Source organism: Pseudomonas sp. Marseille-Q5117 (assembly GCF_946901175.1).
In the GTDB taxonomy this organism is placed as follows: domain Bacteria; phylum Pseudomonadota; class Gammaproteobacteria; order Pseudomonadales; family Pseudomonadaceae; genus Aquipseudomonas; species Aquipseudomonas iranensis.
In genome coordinates, this window is record NZ_CAMPPP010000003.1 from 525,122 (window position 1) to 543,226 (window position 18,105).

19 protein-coding genes are annotated in these 18,105 nt (G+C 57.1%); 1 reads left to right on the top strand and 18 read right to left on the bottom strand.

Annotation, left to right across the window (positions count from 1 at the left end):
• Positions 1-18 precede the first annotated feature (18 nt).
• The 18 genes from OC605_RS08255 to rpmH form a co-directional block, all read right to left on the bottom strand.
• On the bottom strand, positions 19-444 hold the full coding sequence (locus OC605_RS08255) for a F0F1 ATP synthase subunit epsilon (protein ID WP_016772407.1): 426 nt from the start codon (positions 442-444) through the stop codon (positions 19-21).
• A 45-nt stretch (positions 445-489) separates the two neighbouring features.
• Complete coding sequence (gene atpD / locus OC605_RS08260) at positions 490-1,869, bottom strand: F0F1 ATP synthase subunit beta (RefSeq protein ID WP_025112247.1); 1,380 nt, start codon at positions 1,867-1,869, stop codon at positions 490-492.
• A 27-nt stretch (positions 1,870-1,896) separates the two neighbouring features.
• The gene (atpG, locus tag OC605_RS08265; RefSeq protein WP_007911960.1) at positions 1,897-2,757 is read right to left on the bottom strand and encodes a F0F1 ATP synthase subunit gamma; all 861 of its coding nucleotides are present in this window, start codon (positions 2,755-2,757) and stop codon (positions 1,897-1,899) included.
• 50 nt (positions 2,758-2,807) lie between these two features.
• Positions 2,808-4,352, bottom strand: coding sequence for a F0F1 ATP synthase subunit alpha (gene atpA, locus OC605_RS08270; RefSeq protein WP_016772405.1), 1,545 nt, complete (start codon positions 4,350-4,352; stop codon positions 2,808-2,810).
• A 21-nt stretch (positions 4,353-4,373) separates the two neighbouring features.
• Positions 4,374-4,910, bottom strand: coding sequence for a F0F1 ATP synthase subunit delta (locus OC605_RS08275; RefSeq protein ID WP_016772404.1), 537 nt, complete (start codon positions 4,908-4,910; stop codon positions 4,374-4,376).
• A 12-nt stretch (positions 4,911-4,922) separates the two neighbouring features.
• Positions 4,923-5,393, bottom strand: a complete 471-nt coding sequence (locus OC605_RS08280) for a F0F1 ATP synthase subunit B (RefSeq protein WP_016772403.1) — start codon at positions 5,391-5,393, stop codon at positions 4,923-4,925.
• 58 nt (positions 5,394-5,451) lie between these two features.
• The gene (gene atpE / locus OC605_RS08285; protein ID WP_003097235.1) at positions 5,452-5,709 is read right to left on the bottom strand and encodes a F0F1 ATP synthase subunit C; all 258 of its coding nucleotides are present in this window, start codon (positions 5,707-5,709) and stop codon (positions 5,452-5,454) included.
• Between the two features lie 133 nt (positions 5,710-5,842).
• Positions 5,843-6,712: a F0F1 ATP synthase subunit A gene (gene atpB, locus OC605_RS08290; protein WP_016772402.1), complete on the bottom strand. Its 870-nt coding sequence runs from the start codon at positions 6,710-6,712 to the stop codon at positions 5,843-5,845.
• A 16-nt stretch (positions 6,713-6,728) separates the two neighbouring features.
• A complete protein-coding gene (locus OC605_RS08295; protein WP_262136657.1) occupies positions 6,729-7,136 on the bottom strand; it encodes a F0F1 ATP synthase subunit I in 408 nt (135 codons plus the stop codon).
• A 148-nt stretch (positions 7,137-7,284) separates the two neighbouring features.
• Positions 7,285-8,157, bottom strand: coding sequence for a ParB/RepB/Spo0J family partition protein (locus tag OC605_RS08300; RefSeq protein WP_007960777.1), 873 nt, complete (start codon positions 8,155-8,157; stop codon positions 7,285-7,287).
• A 9-nt stretch (positions 8,158-8,166) separates the two neighbouring features.
• Entirely contained in the window at positions 8,167-8,964 is a 798-nt protein-coding gene (locus tag OC605_RS08305) for a ParA family protein (protein WP_016772400.1), read from the bottom strand.
• An 18-nt stretch (positions 8,965-8,982) separates the two neighbouring features.
• Positions 8,983-9,627 carry a 16S rRNA (guanine(527)-N(7))-methyltransferase RsmG gene (gene rsmG / locus OC605_RS08310; protein WP_016772399.1) on the bottom strand — a complete coding sequence of 215 codons (645 nt, stop codon included), beginning with the start codon at positions 9,625-9,627 and terminating at the stop codon, positions 8,983-8,985.
• A complete protein-coding gene (mnmG, locus tag OC605_RS08315; protein ID WP_262136658.1) occupies positions 9,624-11,522 on the bottom strand; it encodes a tRNA uridine-5-carboxymethylaminomethyl(34) synthesis enzyme MnmG in 1,899 nt (632 codons plus the stop codon). Before mnmG ends, rsmG begins: the two co-directional genes overlap by 4 nt.
• 552 nt (positions 11,523-12,074) lie before the next feature.
• Positions 12,075-13,442, bottom strand: coding sequence for a tRNA uridine-5-carboxymethylaminomethyl(34) synthesis GTPase MnmE (gene mnmE, locus OC605_RS08320; RefSeq protein WP_262136659.1), 1,368 nt, complete (start codon positions 13,440-13,442; stop codon positions 12,075-12,077).
• 81 nt (positions 13,443-13,523) lie between these two features.
• On the bottom strand, positions 13,524-15,203 hold the full coding sequence (gene yidC, locus OC605_RS08325; RefSeq protein WP_262136660.1) for a membrane protein insertase YidC: 1,680 nt from the start codon (positions 15,201-15,203) through the stop codon (positions 13,524-13,526).
• A gap of 2 nt (positions 15,204-15,205) precedes the next feature.
• Entirely contained in the window at positions 15,206-15,451 is a 246-nt protein-coding gene (gene yidD / locus OC605_RS08330) for a membrane protein insertion efficiency factor YidD (protein ID WP_027901580.1), read from the bottom strand.
• On the bottom strand, positions 15,444-15,845 hold the full coding sequence (rnpA, locus tag OC605_RS08335) for a ribonuclease P protein component (protein WP_024014946.1): 402 nt from the start codon (positions 15,843-15,845) through the stop codon (positions 15,444-15,446). The genes yidD and rnpA overlap by 8 nt, the downstream gene beginning before the upstream one ends.
• 16 nt (positions 15,846-15,861) lie before the next feature.
• Complete coding sequence (gene rpmH / locus OC605_RS08340) at positions 15,862-15,996, bottom strand: 50S ribosomal protein L34 (protein WP_003213577.1); 135 nt, start codon at positions 15,994-15,996, stop codon at positions 15,862-15,864.
• Between the two features lie 566 nt (positions 15,997-16,562).
• Here rpmH and dnaA point away from each other — a divergent pair.
• A complete protein-coding gene (gene dnaA / locus OC605_RS08345; RefSeq protein WP_024014947.1) occupies positions 16,563-18,086 on the top strand; it encodes a chromosomal replication initiator protein DnaA in 1,524 nt (507 codons plus the stop codon).
• Positions 18,087-18,105: the final 19 nt, after the last annotated feature.

Sequence of the window (18,105 nt, forward strand, 5' to 3'; positions counted from 1 at the left end):
CAATAAGCGGCTGACGGATTAACCGCCAAACTTCTTGCGGATCTGCTGGACGGTGCGCAGCTGGGCTGCAGCCTCGGCCAGACGTGTGGCAGCGGCGCCGTAATCGAAGTCCGCGCCTTTTTCGTTCAGGGCATTCTCGGCAGCCTTGAGAGCTGCCTGAGCCTGAGCTTCATCCAGGTCGGCGGCACGTTGCACGGTATCGGCAAGTACCTTGACCATGTTCGGCTGAACCTCGAGGAAACCACCGGAGATGTAGAACACCTCGGCTTCCCCGCCTTGCTTGATCAGGCGGATCGGACCCGGCTTGAGATTAGTGATCAGCGGCGCGTGACCCAGAGCGATACCAAGATCACCCAGTGCACCGTGCGCAATCACCATCTCGACCAGGCCGGAAAAGATTTCCCCTTCCGCGCTGACGATATCGCAATGGACTGTCATAGCCATCTGATTGCCTCAACCTAAATTAGCGCCCGTTGCCGGGCGCCGGGATTACAGTTTCTTGGCTTTCTCGATCGCTTCTTCGATGCCGCCAACCATGTAGAACGCTTGTTCTGGCAGGTGGTCGTAGTCACCGTTGAGGATGCCTTTGAAGCCAGCAATGGTGTCTTTCAGGGAAACGTATTTACCCGAAGCACCGGTGAAGACTTCAGCCACGAAGAACGGCTGCGACAAGAAGCGCTGGATCTTACGAGCACGGTTAACCAACTGTTTGTCGGCTTCCGACAGCTCGTCCATACCCAGGATCGCGATGATGTCTTTCAGCTCTTTGTAACGCTGCAGAACATACTGAACGCCGCGAGCGGTGTCGTAGTGGTCCTGGCCGATCACGTTCGGGTCCAGCTGGCGCGAAGTCGAATCCAGTGGATCTACCGCTGGGTAGATACCCAGGGAAGCGATGTCACGGGACAGAACGACGGTGGCGTCCAAGTGGGCGAAGGTGGTCGCTGGCGACGGGTCGGTCAAGTCGTCCGCCGGTACGTATACCGCCTGGATCGAGGTGATCGAACCTTCCTTGGTCGAAGTGATACGTTCCTGCAGAACGCCCATCTCTTCAGCCAGGGTCGGCTGGTAACCTACTGCCGAAGGCATACGGCCCAGCAGTGCGGATACTTCAGTACCGGCCAGGGTGTAACGATAGATGTTGTCGACGAACAGCAGAACGTCGTTACCTTCGTCACGGAACTTCTCGGCCATGGTCAGGCCGGTCAGTGCTACGCGCAGACGGTTTCCCGGCGGCTCGTTCATCTGACCGTAAACCAGTGCCACTTTGTCCAGAACGTTGGAATCCTTCATCTCGTGGTAGAAGTCGTTACCCTCACGAGTACGCTCACCCACACCGGCGAACACGGAATAACCGCTGTGCTCGATGGCGATGTTACGGATCAGTTCCATCATGTTTACGGTTTTGCCTACACCGGCACCACCGAACAGACCGACTTTACCGCCCTTGGCGAACGGGCAGACCAGGTCGATAACCTTGATGCCGGTTTCCAGCAGGTCGTTGCCGCCTGCTTGCTCGGCGAACGAAGGTGCTGGGCGGTGAATGCCCCAGCGCTCTTCGGTGTCGATCGGGCCAGCTTCGTCGATCGGGTTACCGAGGACGTCCATGATCCGGCCCAGGGTCGCTTTACCGACCGGTACGGAGATGGCTGCGCCAGAGTCGGTGACTTCCAGACCGCGCTTCAAGCCCTCGGTGGAACCCATCGCAATGGTACGCACCACGCCGTCGCCCAGCTGCTGCTGAACTTCCAGGGTGGTTGCGGCCGCGCTTTGTACAGTCAGCGCGTTGTAGATGCTCGGTACGCTGTCGCGTGGAAATTCCACGTCGATAACGGCGCCGATGATTTGAACGATACGTCCGCTACTCATAGCTGGATCCTCTGAATATTTGAACCGTTAAACCGCGGCAGCGCCGCCGACGATTTCCGAGATCTCTTGGGTGATCGCAGCCTGACGCGCCTTGTTGTAGATCAGCTGCAAATCGCTGATCAAATCACCGGCGTTGTCGGTAGCGTTCTTCATCGCGATCATCCGCGCAGCCTGTTCAGCCGCGTTGTTCTCGACCACCGCCTGGTAGACCTGCGACTCGACGTAACGGACCATCAAGCCGTCAAGCAGCTCTTTGGCGTCCGGTTCGTAGAGATAGTCCCAGTGGTGCTTGAGATCCTGATCCGGGGTTGCCACCAGTGGAATCAACTGCTCCACGGTAGGCTGTTGCGTCATGGTGTTGATGAACTTGTTGGACACCACGGACAGGCGGTCGATACGGCCGTCCAGGTAGGCATCCAGCATCACCTTGACGCTGCCGATCAGATCATTGATCGACGGCTCTTCTCCCAGGTGGCTGATAGCTGCAACGACGTTACCGCCGAAGTTGCGGAAAAAGGCCGCACCCTTGCTACCGACTACACACAGATCAATCTCGACGCCGTTTTCGCGGTTTACCGCCATGTCCTTGACCAGGGCCTTGAACAGGTTGGTGTTCAAGCCGCCGCACAGACCACGGTCACTGCTCACGACGACATAACCGACGCGCTTGATTTCGCGGTCGATCATGAACGGGTGGCGGTATTCCGGGTTGGCGTTGGCCAGATGCCCAATTACCTGGCGGATACGCTCCGCATAAGGACGGCTAGCAGCCATGCGCATTTGTGCCTTGCGCATTTTGCTGACCGCCACTTTTTCCATGGCGCTGGTAATCTTTTGCGTGCTTTTGATGCTCGCAATCTTACTGCGAATCTCTTTTGCGCCTGCCATGTAACACCTATCAGGTTAGCAAGCGGGAGCCTCGCGGCTCCCGCTGCGGCTTACCAGGTTTGGGTGGCCTTGAACTTCTCGATACCGGCTTTCATGCCAGCGTCGATTTCGTCATTGAAGTCACCTTTAACGTTGATCTTGGCCATCAAATCGGCGTGATCGCGGTTGAAGAAAGCGATCAGCGCTTGTTCGAAGCTGCCGACCTTGGCGATTTCAATGTCAGTCAGGAACCCACGCTCAGCGGCATACAGCGACAGCGCCATGTCAGCGATCGACATTGGTGCGTATTGCTTCTGCTTCATCAGCTCGGTAACGCGCTGACCATGCTCAAGTTGCTTGCGGGTCGCTTCGTCCAGGTCAGAAGCGAACTGGGCGAATGCCGCCAGTTCACGGTACTGAGCCAGAGCGGTACGGATACCACCGGAGAGCTTCTTGATGATCTTGGTCTGAGCGGCACCACCCACACGGGATACCGAAACACCGGCGTTCACTGCAGGGCGGATGCCCGAGTTGAACATGGCAGATTCCAGGAAGATCTGACCGTCGGTGATGGAAATCACGTTGGTCGGAACGAACGCGGAAACGTCGCCAGCCTGGGTTTCGATGATCGGCAGTGCGGTCAGGGAACCGGTTTTGCCGGTCACTGCGCCGTTGGTGAACTTCTCTACGTATTCTTCCGAAACGCGGGATGCGCGCTCCAGCAGACGGGAGTGGAGATAGAACACGTCGCCTGGGTAAGCTTCACGGCCTGGTGGACGGCGCAGCAGCAGGGAAATCTGGCGGTAAGCCACTGCCTGCTTGGACAGATCGTCATAAACGATCAGCGCGTCTTCACCGCGGTCGCGGAAGAATTCACCCATGGTGCAACCGGAGTACGGTGCCAGGAATTGCAGCGCAGGAGATTCCGAAGCACTGGCAGCCACGATGATCGTGTTGGCCAGGGCGCCGTTCTCTTCCAGCTTGCGAACCACGTTGGCGATGGTCGATTGCTTCTGACCGATTGCAACGTAGACGCAGAAAATGCCGCTGTCTTTCTGGTTGATGATCGCGTCGATCGCCAGAGCGGTTTTACCGATCTGACGGTCACCGATGATCAGCTCACGCTGGCCACGGCCGACAGGGATCATGGCATCGACAGCCTTGTAGCCAGTCTGTACAGGCTGGTCTACCGACTTACGCCAGATCACGCCTGGAGCAACTTTCTCGACCGCGTCGGTCTCGGTGTTGCCCAGTGGACCTTTGCCGTCAACAGGGTTACCCAGAGCATCGACTACGCGGCCCAGCAATTCCTTACCAACAGGAACTTCGAGGATGCGGCCGGTGCACTTGGCGCTCATGCCTTCAGCCAGCGACTGGTAGGAGCCCAATACCACGGCACCTACGGAGTCCTGCTCCAGGTTGAGGGCCATACCGTAGACGCCGCCCGGAAACTCGATCATCTCGCCGTACATGACGTCGGCCAGACCGTGAATCCGCACGATGCCGTCAGATACGCTGACGACAGTGCCTTCGTTACGGGCTTGGGAGGTCACATCGAGCTTGTCGATGCGGCCCTTGATAATTTCACTTATTTCGGAAGGATTGAGTTGCTGCATTGCTCTGCTGCCCCTTCAAACTCAAGATTTCAATGCTTCGGCAAGTTTCGCGATTTTGCCGCGAATCGAGCCATCGATAACCAGGTCGCCGGCGCGGATCACGACACCACCAATCAAGGCAGCGTCCTCCGCAACTTGCAGGCGCACTTCCCGGTTGAGTCGTGCACTGAGAACCTTGGCGAGTTTGTCTTGCTGTTCTTGGTTCAATGCAAATGCACTGGTTACTTCAACGTCTACCGATTTCTCTTGTTCGGCCTTGTACAGGTCGAACAGAGCGGCGATCTCCGGCAGAAGCAGGAGACGGTCGTTCTCGGCAACGACGTTGATGAAATTGCGTGCCTTTTCATCAAACTTGTCGCCGCACACGTCAATGAACGTGGCGGCCTTTTCTGCGCTCGTCAGTCGCGGGGCCTTGAGCACGCGCTGCAGGGTGTCGTCTTGCGACACCGCTGCTGCCAGGCCGAGCATGGCTGACCAATTGGCCAGTTGCTGGTGGGCCTGAGCGTGCTCGAAGGCCGCCTTAGCGTAAGGTCGGGCCAACGTGGTCAGTTCTGCCATGATCGCCCTCGCTTAGATTTCAGCAGCCAGTTGGTTAACCAGCTCTGCGTGCGCGTTTTGATCGATTGTGGCACCCAGGATCTTCTCGGCGCCGCCAACAGCCAGCAAGCCCACTTGGGCACGCAGCTTGTCTTTGACGCTGTTCAGTTCCTGTTCGATCTCGGCTTGAGCCTGAACCTTCACACGGTCAGCGTCGATACGGGCTTTTTCAACAGCCTCTTCGACGATCTGGTTACCGCGTTTCTTGGCTTGCTCGATGATTTCAGCTGCCTGAGCTTTCGCTTCGCGCAGTTGCTGACCCGCTTTCTCTTGGGCCAACTCCAGGTCGCGAGCTGCACGGCTGGCAGCGTCCAGACCATCAGCGATCTTCTTTTGACGTTCGTGCAGAGCAGCGATGACCGGAGGCCATACATACTTCATGCAGAACAGTACAAAAATCAGGAACGCAACGGACTGGCCAATCAGGGTCGCATTAATGTTCACGCCAACACCTCGCAGTTACGTTGTCCATCACACCAAATTACCCGGAAGATCCGAGTAATCAGCCAGCGATCTGACCAACGAACGGGTTCGCAAAGGTGAAGAACAGAGCGATACCAACACCGATCATGGTTACGGCGTCGAGCAGACCGGCAACGATGAACATTTTTACTTGCAGCATTGGAACCATTTCTGGCTGACGCGCTGCGCCTTCCAGGAACTTGCCGCCCAGCAGGCCGAAACCAATTGCGGTACCCAGTGCGCCCAGGCCGATCAACAGTGCAACAGCGATAGCGGTTAGACCAACTACAGTTTCCATCTTTCCTCCCGACTTTTACGTCGTATGGTTTAGGTTTTTTAGATTAAAGCGGTAAAACAAATCGTTTCAGCTGCCCCGCAAGGAGCTCCCTCCCGTTTGACCGGGAGGAACATCAGACTAGTCGAGACTGGTCTTAATGGTTTTCTTCGTGCGCCATCGACAGGTAGACGATGGTCAGCATCATGAAGATGAACGCCTGCAGGGTGATGATCAGGATGTGGAATACAGCCCACGCCCACTGCAGAACAACGCCCAGGCCGCTGAGCCAGAGCAGGCCGCTGCCGAACATCACAGCGATCAGAATGAACACCAGCTCGCCGGCATACATGTTGCCGAACAGACGCAGAGCCAGAGAGATCGGCTTGGCGATCAGGGTGACGAATTCCAGCAGGAAGTTCACCGGGATCAGCAGGGCCTGAACGAAGATGTTCTTGCTGCCGAACGGGTGCAGGGTCAGTTCGCCGATGAAGCCGCCGATGCCCTTGACCTTGATGCTGTAGAAAATGATCAGTGCGAACACCGAGAACGCCATGCCCAGAGTCGCGTTCGGGTCGGTGGTCGACACGGCGCGGAACGGGATATGTGCATCGCCGGAGATCAGGATGGCCAGCTGAGGAATCCAGTCGACCGGTACCAGGTCGACGGCGTTCATCAGGAACACCCAGACGAAGATGGTCAGTGCCAGCGGTGCAATCACCGGGCTACGGCCATGGAAGCTGTCTTTCACGCTGCCATCGACGAATTCGACCAATACTTCAACGAAGTTCTGCAAGGCACCCGGCTGACCCGAAGTCGCTTTCTTCGCCGCCATGCGGAAAAGAAGAACGAAGATCAGACCCAGCGCGACCGACCAGCCGAGGGTATCGACGTGGAAAGCCCAGAAGCCCATTTCCTTGGCCTCTGCTGCGGTGTGGGCAAAACCCCAGCCGCCGTTGGGTAGCTGACCGAAAGTCAGGTTCTGCAAGTGGTGCTGGATATAGCCCGAAGCGGTTGTCTCTGCCATGGTTGCCTCAAACGCCCTAAGGTCTCGAAAGTCTTGTTCTCATCAGCAGGGGAGCGAACCAGCTGACCGACTGCGTCAGCACGAACACGCCGAATACTGCGATCGGCGCCAGTGGCTTCACACCTGCGAACGCCAGTGCAAACAGCACTGCCGTCAAAATAAGTTTGCCTGCCTCGCCGGCATAAAAAGACCGGACGATGGACTGGGCTGCTCGGGCGCCGGAAAACCGAAATGCCCTGTGAGCGAAATAAACATTGGGCAGCAAGGCTATCAGGCCTCCGCAAAGTCCCGAGTATCCGGCAACGACTCCATGCCATTGCCAGAGCGCCAAAGCGGCAATGAGCAGAATGACAAATTGAGCCATCAACACCGGAAAAACCGCCAGGCGATGGAAAGGCAAGCGGTTTGGCGTGCGGGTTTCCATCACAGTTGCTCTCCAATGGTCGGCTGCCGAAATTCAATAACTTGGCATAATTTGTGCCGACAAAATGCGCGCAGAGTATAGGGGCGGTTCTGCCCCTATTCAACTGTCAGGTAGTGATTTCCGACTGCGCGCTACATGAGGAAATGTTTCAGCGGATGTGTGCGAGCACACCTTGAAGCTCGTCGAGCGAGTTATAACCAATCACCAATTGGCCTTTGCCCTTCTTGCCATGGCGAATCTGCACCGCAGAGCCTAGGCGCTCGGCCAGACGCTGCTCGAGGCGAGCGATGTCCGGGTCGGGTTTTGCAGCTTCCACAGGCTCCGGTTTGCCACTCAACCACTGGCGAACCAGTGCCTCGGTTTGGCGCACAGTCAGCCCTCGTGCGACAACATGTCGCGCCCCTTCGACCTGCTGATTGTCCGGCAGACCGAGCAAGGCACGCGCGTGACCCATTTCCAGGTCACCGTGCGACAACATGGTCTTGATCACTTCGGGCAGTGCAATAAGTCGCAACAGGTTAGCCACAGTCACCCGCGACTTACCCACAGCCTCGGCAACCTGCTGCTGAGTAAGCTGGAATTCCTGCTGCAAGCGCTGCAAGGCGACGGCTTCTTCAATCGGATTGAGGTCTTCGCGCTGGATATTCTCGATCAGCGCAATCGCAATGGCGGTTTCATCCGGCACATCGCGAACCATCGCCGGGATGGTTTCCTGCCCGGCCTGCTGACTGGCGCGCCAGCGGCGTTCACCGGCAATGATCTCAAAACGACCGCCGCCAATCGGGCGTACCACGATCGGCTGCATCACGCCCTGAGCCTTGATCGACTGCGCCAGCTCTTCCAGGGCCTGCGGGTCCATGTCGCGGCGCGGCTGATATTTGCCGCGCTGCAGCAGGTCCAGCGGCAGGTGTTGCAGTTCGCGGGTGTCGGCCTGCGCGGCTTGTTCTTCCAGCGCGCTGACCGTCGGACCACTCAGCAGTGCATCCAGTCCACGTCCGAGACCTCGTTTCTTGACGGCCATGGGGATTCCTTAAGTTGGCTGAGCAGCAGCAATGCGTGAATTTTTGCGCTGACGACGAACCATCTCGCCCGCCAGAGCCAGATAGGCCAGGGCGCCACGCGATTGCTTGTCGTAAGCCAGCGCCGGCATGCCGTAGCTCGGTGCTTCGGCCAGGCGGATGTTGCGCGGGATCACCGTGTCGTACAGCTGATCGCCGAAGTGTTCCTTGAGCTGCGCCGAAACATCGTTCATCAGGCTCAGGCGCGGGTCGTACATGGTCCGCAGCAGGCCTTCGACTTTCAGGTTCGGATTGAGCAGTTCAGCGATGCGCTTGATGTTATCCACAAGGTCGCTCAAACCTTCCAGCGCAAAGTATTCGCATTGCATAGGGATAATCACCCCGTCAGCGGCGACCAGTGCGTTGAGTGTGAGCATCGACAGCGACGGTGGGCAGTCGATCAGAATGTAATCGTAGTTGTCCCGGATCGGCGCCAGCGCGCTGCGCAGACGGCTTTCCTTCATCTGCATTTCCAGCAGCACCACTTCGGCCGCGGTCAGATCGCGGTTGGCCGGCAGCAGTTGATAACCGCCGTGCTCGGAGAAGTGCATGGCCTGGCCGAGGTCGCATTCACCGATCAGCAGATCGTAGACCGAGTTTTCCAGACCATGTTTATCCACACCGCTACCCATGGTGGCGTTGCCCTGTGGATCGAGATCGATCAACAGCACCCGGCGCTTGGTCGCGACCAGGGATGCTGCGAGGTTGATGCAGGTGGTGGTTTTGCCCACACCACCCTTCTGGTTCGCTATCGCGAATACCTTAGCCATTCTTGCTTGTGTTCCCAATCATGCCGTGCGGCGCAGTATCAGCAGATGGCGTTGGCCTTGGCAACCGGGGACGGCCAGGGCGTGTTCGCTATCGAGTTTGAAATCTGCCGGCAATGCTACCAGCTCATCGGCCGGATGAACGCCCTTCATTGCCAGCCAGCGTGTATCGGCATCGCCCAAGTGGCGAGTCCAGTTGGTGAAGTTTTCCATGCTGCTGAATGCCCGGGAAATGATCCCGTTGAATGGCTGCGCAGGCTGGAAGGCTTCGACGCGACTGTGGATAACTTGCAGGTTATCCAGCTTCAGCTCCAGTTTGACCTGAGTCAGGAAGCGGGTTTTCTTGCCGTTGCTGTCCAGACAGGTCACCTGCGAGTCCGGATACAGGATCGCCAGCGGGATACCAGGCATGCCACCGCCACTGCCGACATCGAGCCAGCGACCGTTTTCGATAAACGACATCACGCTGAGACTATCGAGCAAGTGCCGCGAAACCATTTCGTCTGGATCTCGCACGGCGGTCAGGTTGTAGGCCTGGTTCCATTTGATCAACAGGGCCAGATAACCCAGCAGCAATTCGTGCTGGGTTTCTGTGAGATTGACACCGAGCTCGCGGGCTCCTGTGGATAACTCTTCGGCATGTTGCGAAGTGACCTTGGCACTCAAGCGCTTTGCTCCAACTGACGGCCCGCGCCGCGTTTTTTCAAATGAATCATCAACAGCGAAATCGCTGCCGGGGTCACGCCCGGGATCCGCGAAGCCTGGCCCAGCGTTTCGGGACGTGTGGCGCCGAGCTTGCTCTGGATCTCCTTGGATAGACCGGAGATGTTGGTGTAATCGATATCCACAGGCAATTTCGTGTCTTCGCTGGCGCGCAGACGGGCGATTTCGTCCTGTTGGCGGTCGATGTAACCGGCGTATTTGGTCTTGATCTCGACCTGCTCGGCGACCTGTAGATCTTCGGCGCCCTTCCCGGTCACTTCGACCAGACCGACGTAGTCGATTTCCGGACGGCTCAACAGGTTGAGCAAATTGTATTCGTGGGTCAGCGGCGTGCCGAATTTCTCGGCAATCGCATCCCCCTGCGGGGTGTTCGGCCGCACCCAGGTGCTTTTCAGGCGCTGTTCTTCAAGCTCGATGCTTTCGCGTTTCTTGCAGAAGGCCGCCCAACGCGCGTCATCGACCAGACCCAGCTCTCGGCCTTTTTCGGTAAGACGCAGGTCGGCGTTGTCTTCGCGCAGAATCAGGCGGTACTCGGCTCGCGACGTGAACATACGGTACGGCTCTTGGGTACCGAGGGTGATCAGGTCGTCGACCAGAACGCCGATGTACGCTTCATCGCGGCGCGGACACCAGGCTTCTTTGCCCTTCGCGCGCAGTGCAGCGTTGGCCCCGGCGAGCAGACCTTGAGCGCCAGCTTCTTCGTAACCGGTGGTGCCGTTGATCTGCCCGGCGAAAAACAGACCACCGATGACTTTGGTTTCCAGGCTGTACTTCAGGTCGCGAGGATCGAAGTAGTCGTACTCGATCGCATAACCCGGACGCACGATGTGTGCGTTTTCCATGCCGCGGATCGATTGCACTATCTGCAATTGCACGTCGAACGGCAGGCTTGTGGATATCCCGTTCGGATACAGCTCATGGGTGGTCAGACCTTCCGGTTCGATGAACACCTGATGGCTTTCCTTGTCGGCAAAGCGATGAATCTTGTCTTCGATCGACGGGCAATAACGCGGGCCGACGCCTTCGATTTCACCGGCAGCGGAATACATCGGCGAACGATCGAGGTTCGCCGCGATGATTTCGTGGGTGCGGGCATTGGTATGGGTGATCCAGCAACTGACCTGACGGGGATGCTGTTCCTTGTTGCCCATGAACGACATCACCGGAATCGGCGTATCGCCCGGTTGCTCGGTCATCACCGAGAAATCCACAGACTTGCCGTCGATACGCGGCGGTGTGCCGGTTTTCAGGCGACCGACACGCAGTGGCAACTCACGCAGACGGTGGGCCAGAGCAATCGACGGTGGATCACCGGCGCGACCGCCGGAGAAATTCTGCAAACCGATGTGGATAAGTCCGCCGAGGAATGTACCAGTGGTCAACACCACGGAATCGGCGAAGAAACGCAGACCCATCTGTGTAACCACACCACGGACTTGCTCCTGCTCGACGATCAGGTCGTCAGCAGCCTGTTGAAATATCCACAGGTTCGGCTGGTTTTCCAGAATTTCGCGAACAGCTGCCTTGTAGAGAATCCGGTCGGCTTGCGCACGGGTCGCCCGTACGGCCGGACCTTTGCGGCTGTTCAACACGCGAAACTGGATGCCGCCCTTATCGGTAGCCATGGCCATCGCGCCGCCGAGGGCGTCGATTTCCTTGACCAGGTGGCTTTTGCCGATGCCACCGATGGCCGGGTTACAACTCATGGCACCGAGGGTTTCCACGTTATGCGTCAGCAACAGGGTTTTTGCCCCCATGCGTGCTGACGCCAGTGCTGCCTCGGTACCGGCATGACCGCCGCCGATGACGATCACTTCAAAACGGGAAGGGAAATCCACCACGCACCTCGTGCCTGCTTAAGTAGGTCATTCAGGAAATAGTTGAGCTCAGGTTTCTGGACCTGGTCGGCAAGTATAGGGACTTCGCCCTTTCTAAAGAACCCTTTGCACAAAATTTAACCAGCTGTGGAGAACTCGAGGTTAAAAGAATAAAAAAGAGAGAAATTTATAAAACCTTTGTTTTTATGTTTATTCTTACTGAACCACCTTTCTGTGGATAGATCGCTACAGGCCATATTTTTCAAGGTGTACAGAGATTCAAAAGTCTGTGCTCATGTGGCAATGAGGCCATTGGATAACCGGTGTAAGCCTGTGGATGAATGGGGTGGTTATCCACAGCGTGGGTTGTCTCCAGTTTTGAGGCCCTGTTATCAACTGCCCTCAGTGGCAGTTATTCACAGGGCTTAGTCGACAAAAATTTGATGGACGAAGAGGTACCAGGCAGCCGAAAACCGCTCAGGGAGAAAAAATCTGCCCGGCACTCTTGGAGGATTTTAGAAAAGAGGGAAGCAGACAGGTCGCGAACGGACCTGTCTGTGAATAGCAGGAGGGTTATTTGCCGATGCAGAAGCTGGAGAAAATCCTTCCGAGCAAATCATCAGAGCTGAACGCCCCGGTAATTTCACCCAGGGAATGCTGAGCCTGGCGCAGATCTTCGGCGAGCAATTCGCCTGCCCCGGCCAGGGTCAGTTGCGCGCGGCCATGTTCCAGTGCCGCGCTGGCGTGACGCAGTGCTTCCAGATGCCGGCGACGTGCGCTGAAGCTGCTTTCCGAAGTCTGCTCGTAACCCATGCACGCCTTGAGGTGGTCCCGCAGCAGATCGAGGCCTTCGGCGGACTTGGCGCTGAGACTGATGGTCACGTGGCCGTCGTCACTGGTCTCCAGAGAAACCGCTTCACCGGTCAGATCGGCTTTGTTGCGGATAAGGGTGACCTTCGCCGGGTCCGGTCGAGACTCGAGGAACTCTGGCCACAAGGCAAAAGGATCCAGTGCCTCCGGTGCGGTCGCATCGACCACCAGTAAAACCCGATCCGCTTCACCAATGGCTTTCAAGGCCCGTTCAACACCGATTTTTTCCACACGATCATCGGTGTCACGCAGGCCTGCGGTATCGACAACGTGCAACGGCATACCGTCGATGTGGATATGTTCGCGCAGGATATCCCGCGTGGTGCCGGCAATCTCGGTAACGATGGCAGCCTCGCGACCGGCCAAGGCATTCAACAGGCTGGATTTACCGGCATTCGGCCGGCCTGCGATGACGACGGTCATGCCATCACGCAATAACGCGCCCTGCCCCGCTTCGCGCAATACTGTGGATAACTCATCGCGTACTTTGTCGAGCATGCTCAGCACATGGCCGTCGGCGAGAAAGTCGATTTCCTCTTCCGGGAAGTCGATGGCGGCTTCGACGTAGATACGCAAGCCGATCAGTTGCTCGGTCAGGTTATGCACACGCTGGGAAAACGCACCCTGCAATGAACGCAGCGCATTGCGCGCAGCCTGGGCAGAACTGGCTTCGATCAAATCGGCGATTGCCTCAGCCTGGGCCAGATCGAGTTTGTCATTGAGGAAGGCGCGCTCGCTGAATTCCCCAGGACGGGCTAGACGACAACCCAGTTCCAGGCAGCGCTTGAGCAACATGTCCAGCACGATCGGGCCGCCGTGGCCTTGGAGTTCCAGCACGTCTTCGCCGGTGAACGAGTTCGGCCCCGGGAAATACAAAGCCAGACCTTCATCCAGCACTTGCCGGTCGTCACTGAAAAACGGCCCGTAATGGGCGTAACGCGGTTTCAGCTCGCGGCCGCTGATGGCTTTTGCCGCCATGCTGGCCAACGGCCCGGAAATACGGACGATGCCCACACCGCCGCGCCCTTGAGCAGTGGCGACAGCAGCGATAGTTTCACGGGGTGTGCTCATAAAGCGGCATCCAGACAAAAGTGGCAGATAGCAAAACGCCCCACTAGGGGGCGTTTTGAGTGGTGTTATCCACAGTGCAAGTTACGCCTCGGCTTTTTTCGTCGCCGCTTCGATCTTACGCGTGATGTACCACTGTTGTGCAATCGACAGGCAGTTGTTCACAACCCAGTACAGCACCAGACCAGCAGGGAACCACAGGAAGAAGAAGGTGAAGATGATTGGCATCATTTTCATGACCTTCGCCTGCATCGGATCCGGAGGCGTCGGGTTCAGCTGCTGCTGGATGAACATGGTTGCGCCCATGATGATCGGCAGAATGAAGAACGGATCCTTGATCGACAGGTCAGTGATCCACAGCATGAACGGCGCCTGGCGCATTTCCACGCTTTCCAGCAGCACCCAGTACAGCGACAGGAAGACCGGCATCTGTACGAGGATCGGCAAGCAGCCGCCCAGTGGATTGATCTTCTCTTTCTTGTACAGCTCCATCATGGCCTGCGACATTTTCTGCCGGTCATCGCCATGTTGCTCTTTCAGCGCAGCCAGTTTCGGTGCCACGGCACGCATGCGCGCCATCGATTTGTAGCTGGCAGCCGACAGCGGGAAGAAAATCCCTTTGATCAACATGGTCAGGAAGATGATCGACCAGCCCCAGTTACCGACAATGGCGTGGATATGTTGCAGCAGCCAGAAGATCGGCTGGGCAATGAACCACAGAATGCCGTAGTCGACGGTCAGTTCCAGACCTGGGGACAACTCTTTCAGCACAGCCTGGCTTTTCGGACCTGCGTACAGCACCGCGCTGGTTTCAACTTTTGCACCTGGAGCAGCGGTCAGAGTAGGACCGGTGTAACCGATGATGTAGTTGCCTTTGCTGTCTTTACGGGTCTGGACGATGTTGTTTTCGCCCTTGGCCGGAATCCACGCAGTCACGAAGTAGTGCTGCAGCCAGGCTACCCAACCACCGGTGACGGTTTCCTTGAGCTGTGCCTTGTCCATGTCCTTCATCGACACTTTCTTGTACGGCTCGGAACTTGTCCACAGGGCGGCGCCCAGGTAAGTCGCGGTGCCGGTAGCAGTGGTAGACGACGGATCAGCGCTGGCGTCGCGCTTCAACTGGGCAAACATTGCGCCGTTCCAGGGCTGAGCGCTCTGGTTATCCACAATGTAGGAGACAGCAACGTCGTACAGGCCACGTTTCACGGTGAAACGCTTGATGTAGTTGACGCCGTCCTTGCTGAATTTCAGGTCAACGACGAGTTGATCCTGACCGTCAGCCAGTTGGTAGACCTTCTTCTCCGAGGAATAAACCGGACGACCGGCCGGGTTTGCATCCGGGCCGTTGGTACCGATCAGACCGCTTTGCGCCAGATATACACGTTCGCCGCCGTTATCGAACAGCTGGAACGGAACGTCAGGACGATTCTGACGACGTGGATACAAAGGCAGAGTCAGTTGCGCAACGTCGCCACCCTGTGGATCGATCGCCAGATCGAGCACATCGGTCTTGACCTGAATCAGATCCTTGCTGGCGGCGACCGGCGTTTCGGCAGGTGCGCTGGTATCGCTGGCGGCGCGCGGAATATCGTCACTGGCAGCATTTGTGCCAGTGGCGGTGTCCGGCAAACCGGATGTAGTCGTACTGGAAGCAACATTCTGAGTCGGCAGGGCAGCCTGGCCATAATCCTGGTTCCATTTAAGAACCATGACGTAGGACACGATTGCCAGGGCGACGATCAGGATCGTGCGTTTGATATCCATGATTACTCGGCCATCGAAGAAGAACGGGAGGTAGGGACAGGTGGAACCGGGTCATAACCACCGGGATTCCACGGATGACAGCGACCTAAACGACGAAAGGTCAGCCAGCCACCGCGCAGAAGGCCATGATTTTCAATGGCTTCATACGCGTAGCAGGAACAACTGGGGTAGAAGCGACAGTGGCTGGCCATTAAAGGACTAATGGCATAGCGATAAAACTGGATCGGAACGAGTGCCAGTTTACGCATCGGTACTGTCTACCCCTACAGTTTCGGTTTTGACTGCCGGAACGGGCTTGTTGCGTGCCAGACGCTTCCAGAGTTTGCCGAAATGCTGAATCAATTCGGGGTTTTCTACATCACCCAAACCTTTGCGCGCGACGATAACGATGTCCCAGCCGACCAGTGAATCCTGGTGCAGACGGAACGATTCGCGCATCAGACGTTTGAGGCGATTGCGCTCAACGGAGAGCTTTACGCTCTTTTTCCCGATAACCAGCCCGAGACGGGGGTGATCAAGATCGTTGTTGCGTGCAAGGAGCAGGAGATTTTTCCCCGGAACCTTGCCGGTAGGGGAGTCAAAGACTGCCTTGAAATGCCGGGGGGTAAGCAGACGCTTTTCCCGACTGAAGTCCTGACTCACCTCCAGTACCGGATTATCAAACTGCCAGACGCGCACGACCTTTGGCGCGACGACGCGACAGGACTGCGCGGCCGTTCTTGGTAGCCATGCGAGCACGGAAACCGTGGGTACGAGCGCGTTTGATAGTGCTTGGTTGGAAAGTACGTTTCATGTCGTGTTACCTGGTTCGTCCACAACGGGCCGGAATGGCCCCCGTTTTAAGAGACCGGGGATTCTAGAGAAAGCAAGCCTTCAGGTCAATTTCCAACCAGCGTTTCCTTATAAATAGATCCGGGCAGGTTTTTAGCTTGAACGCCTGTCAGCCAGATATAGAAATAAAGAAGGGAATTATTTAAAGCTTTTCTGTAAAGCTTGTAAAAGCTAGGCACGCCATCTTCTGTGGATAACTGCCATGAAGCCTTATTCCACGGGATGTACAGAGAATGACAACTACAGTGGAAAACCGTGTTCAGCCTGTGCTGCGCTATCGGATAAGCTGTGCGTGGAATGGCCTGTTATCCACAGGCTGGTTATCCACCGGGTTTAGCCCCCAGTTGTCCAGTGCCCTCAGAGGCGTTTATCCACAGGGCTTATTCACATGCCGTTGGTCGCCTTTTAATGCGTTAACGCGTTGATAAATGATGGTGACGAACCTACCTGCATGTGGATAAGTGAATCGCTCGCCGCTACAATGGCCGCTTGTTTTTGCCTCACCGGCTTTCAACTTAGGGGATATCCGTGTCAGTGGAACTTTGGCAGCAGTGCGTGGAGCTTTTGCGCGAAGAGCTGCCTGCCCAACAATTCAACACCTGGATCCGTCCACTACAGGTCGAAGCCGAAGGCGACGAGTTGCGCGTCTACGCACCGAATCGTTTCGTGTTGGACTGGGTCAACGAAAAGTACCTGGGCCGCGTCCTTGAACTGCTGGATGAGCACGGCAATGGCTCGACGCCGGCGCTGTCCTTGTTAATAGGCAGCAAACGCAGCTCGGCACCTCGTGCCGCACCCAATGCGCCACTGGCTGCCGCGCAGGTTGCTCAGGCGCAGGCCAATAATGTGCCAGCGAGCAATCCGGCACCGACGCCAGCCCCTGCTCCGGCCAAGCGTTCCACACAGAAGGCCGCTGAAGTCAGTGAAGAGCCTTCCCGCGACAGCTTCGACCCGATGGCCGGTGCCGCTTCGCAGCAGGCCCCGGTTCGCGCGGAGCAGCGCACCGTGCAGGTAGAAGGTGCGCTCAAGCACACCAGTTACCTGAATCGCACGTTCACCTTCGAAAACTTCGTTGAAGGTAAATCCAACCAGCTCGCCCGTGCGGCGGCCTGGCAGGTGGCGGACAATCCCAAGCACGGTTATAACCCGCTCTTCCTTTATGGTGGCGTCGGCTTGGGTAAAACCCACTTGATGCACGCGGTGGGCAACCATCTATTAAAGAAGAATCCGAATGCCAAGGTCGTGTACCTGCATTCCGAGCGTTTCGTGGCCGACATGGTCAAGGCGCTGCAACTGAACGCGATCAACGAATTCAAGCGTTTCTACCGTTCGGTGGACGCCTTGCTGATCGACGATATTCAGTTCTTCGCTCGCAAGGAGCGTTCCCAGGAAGAGTTTTTCCACACCTTCAACGCGTTGCTTGAAGGTGGTCAGCAGGTCATTCTCACCAGTGACCGCTACCCGAAAGAAATTGAAGGCCTTGAAGAACGCCTAAAATCCCGCTTCGGCTGGGGCCTGACCGTTGCGGTCGAGCCGCCTGAGCTGGAAACCCGCGTGGCGATTTTGATGAAGAAAGCCGATCAGGCTAAAGTCGAGCTGCCCCATGACGCCGCGTTCTTCATTGCCCAGCGCATTCGCTCCAACGTCCGTGAGCTGGAAGGTGCGCTGAAACGCGTAATCGCCCACTCGCACTTCATGGGCCGCGACATCACCATCGAGCTGATCCGCGAATCCCTGAAAGACTTGCTGGCGTTGCAGGACAAACTTGTTTCTGTGGATAACATTCAGCGCACCGTCGCCGAGTATTACAAGATCAAGATTTCCGACCTGCTGTCCAAGCGCCGTTCGCGCTCGGTGGCTCGTCCGCGTCAGGTGGCCATGGCGTTGTCCAAGGAACTGACCAACCACAGCCTGCCGGAAATTGGCGATGTGTTTGGCGGCCGCGACCACACCACCGTGTTGCACGCCTGCCGCAAGATCAACGAACTTAAGGAATCCGACGCGGACATCCGCGAGGACTACAAGAACCTGCTGCGTACACTGACCACTTGATGAACACCAGCGCAGCTTA

Bases quoted from the DNA above. Each gene is read 5' to 3' on its own strand.
- atpE (WP_003097235.1), bottom strand. From the start codon at position 5,709: ATGGAAACTGTAGTTGGTCTAACCGCTATCGCTGTTGCACTGTTGATC.
- atpD (WP_025112247.1), bottom strand. From the start codon at position 1,869: ATGAGTAGCGGACGTATCGTTCAAATCATCGGCGCCGTTATCGACGTG.
- OC605_RS08255 (WP_016772407.1), bottom strand. From the start codon at position 444: ATGGCTATGACAGTCCATTGCGATATCGTCAGCGCGGAAGGGGAAATC.
- OC605_RS08295 (WP_262136657.1), bottom strand. From the start codon at position 7,136: ATGGAAACCCGCACGCCAAACCGCTTGCCTTTCCATCGCCTGGCGGTT.
- yidC (WP_262136660.1), bottom strand. From the start codon at position 15,203: ATGGATATCAAACGCACGATCCTGATCGTCGCCCTGGCAATCGTGTCC.
- mnmE (WP_262136659.1), bottom strand. From the start codon at position 13,442: ATGAGCACACCCCGTGAAACTATCGCTGCTGTCGCCACTGCTCAAGGG.
- atpB (WP_016772402.1), bottom strand. From the start codon at position 6,712: ATGGCAGAGACAACCGCTTCGGGCTATATCCAGCACCACTTGCAGAAC.
- OC605_RS08300 (WP_007960777.1), bottom strand. From the start codon at position 8,157: ATGGCCGTCAAGAAACGAGGTCTCGGACGTGGACTGGATGCACTGCTG.
- OC605_RS08275 (WP_016772404.1), bottom strand. From the start codon at position 4,910: ATGGCAGAACTGACCACGTTGGCCCGACCTTACGCTAAGGCGGCCTTC.
- atpG (WP_007911960.1), bottom strand. From the start codon at position 2,757: ATGGCAGGCGCAAAAGAGATTCGCAGTAAGATTGCGAGCATCAAAAGC.
- atpA (WP_016772405.1), bottom strand. From the start codon at position 4,352: ATGCAGCAACTCAATCCTTCCGAAATAAGTGAAATTATCAAGGGCCGC.
- OC605_RS08305 (WP_016772400.1), bottom strand. From the start codon at position 8,964: ATGGCTAAGGTATTCGCGATAGCGAACCAGAAGGGTGGTGTGGGCAAA.
- rpmH (WP_003213577.1), bottom strand. From the start codon at position 15,996: ATGAAACGTACTTTCCAACCAAGCACTATCAAACGCGCTCGTACCCAC.
- yidD (WP_027901580.1), bottom strand. From the start codon at position 15,451: ATGCGTAAACTGGCACTCGTTCCGATCCAGTTTTATCGCTATGCCATT.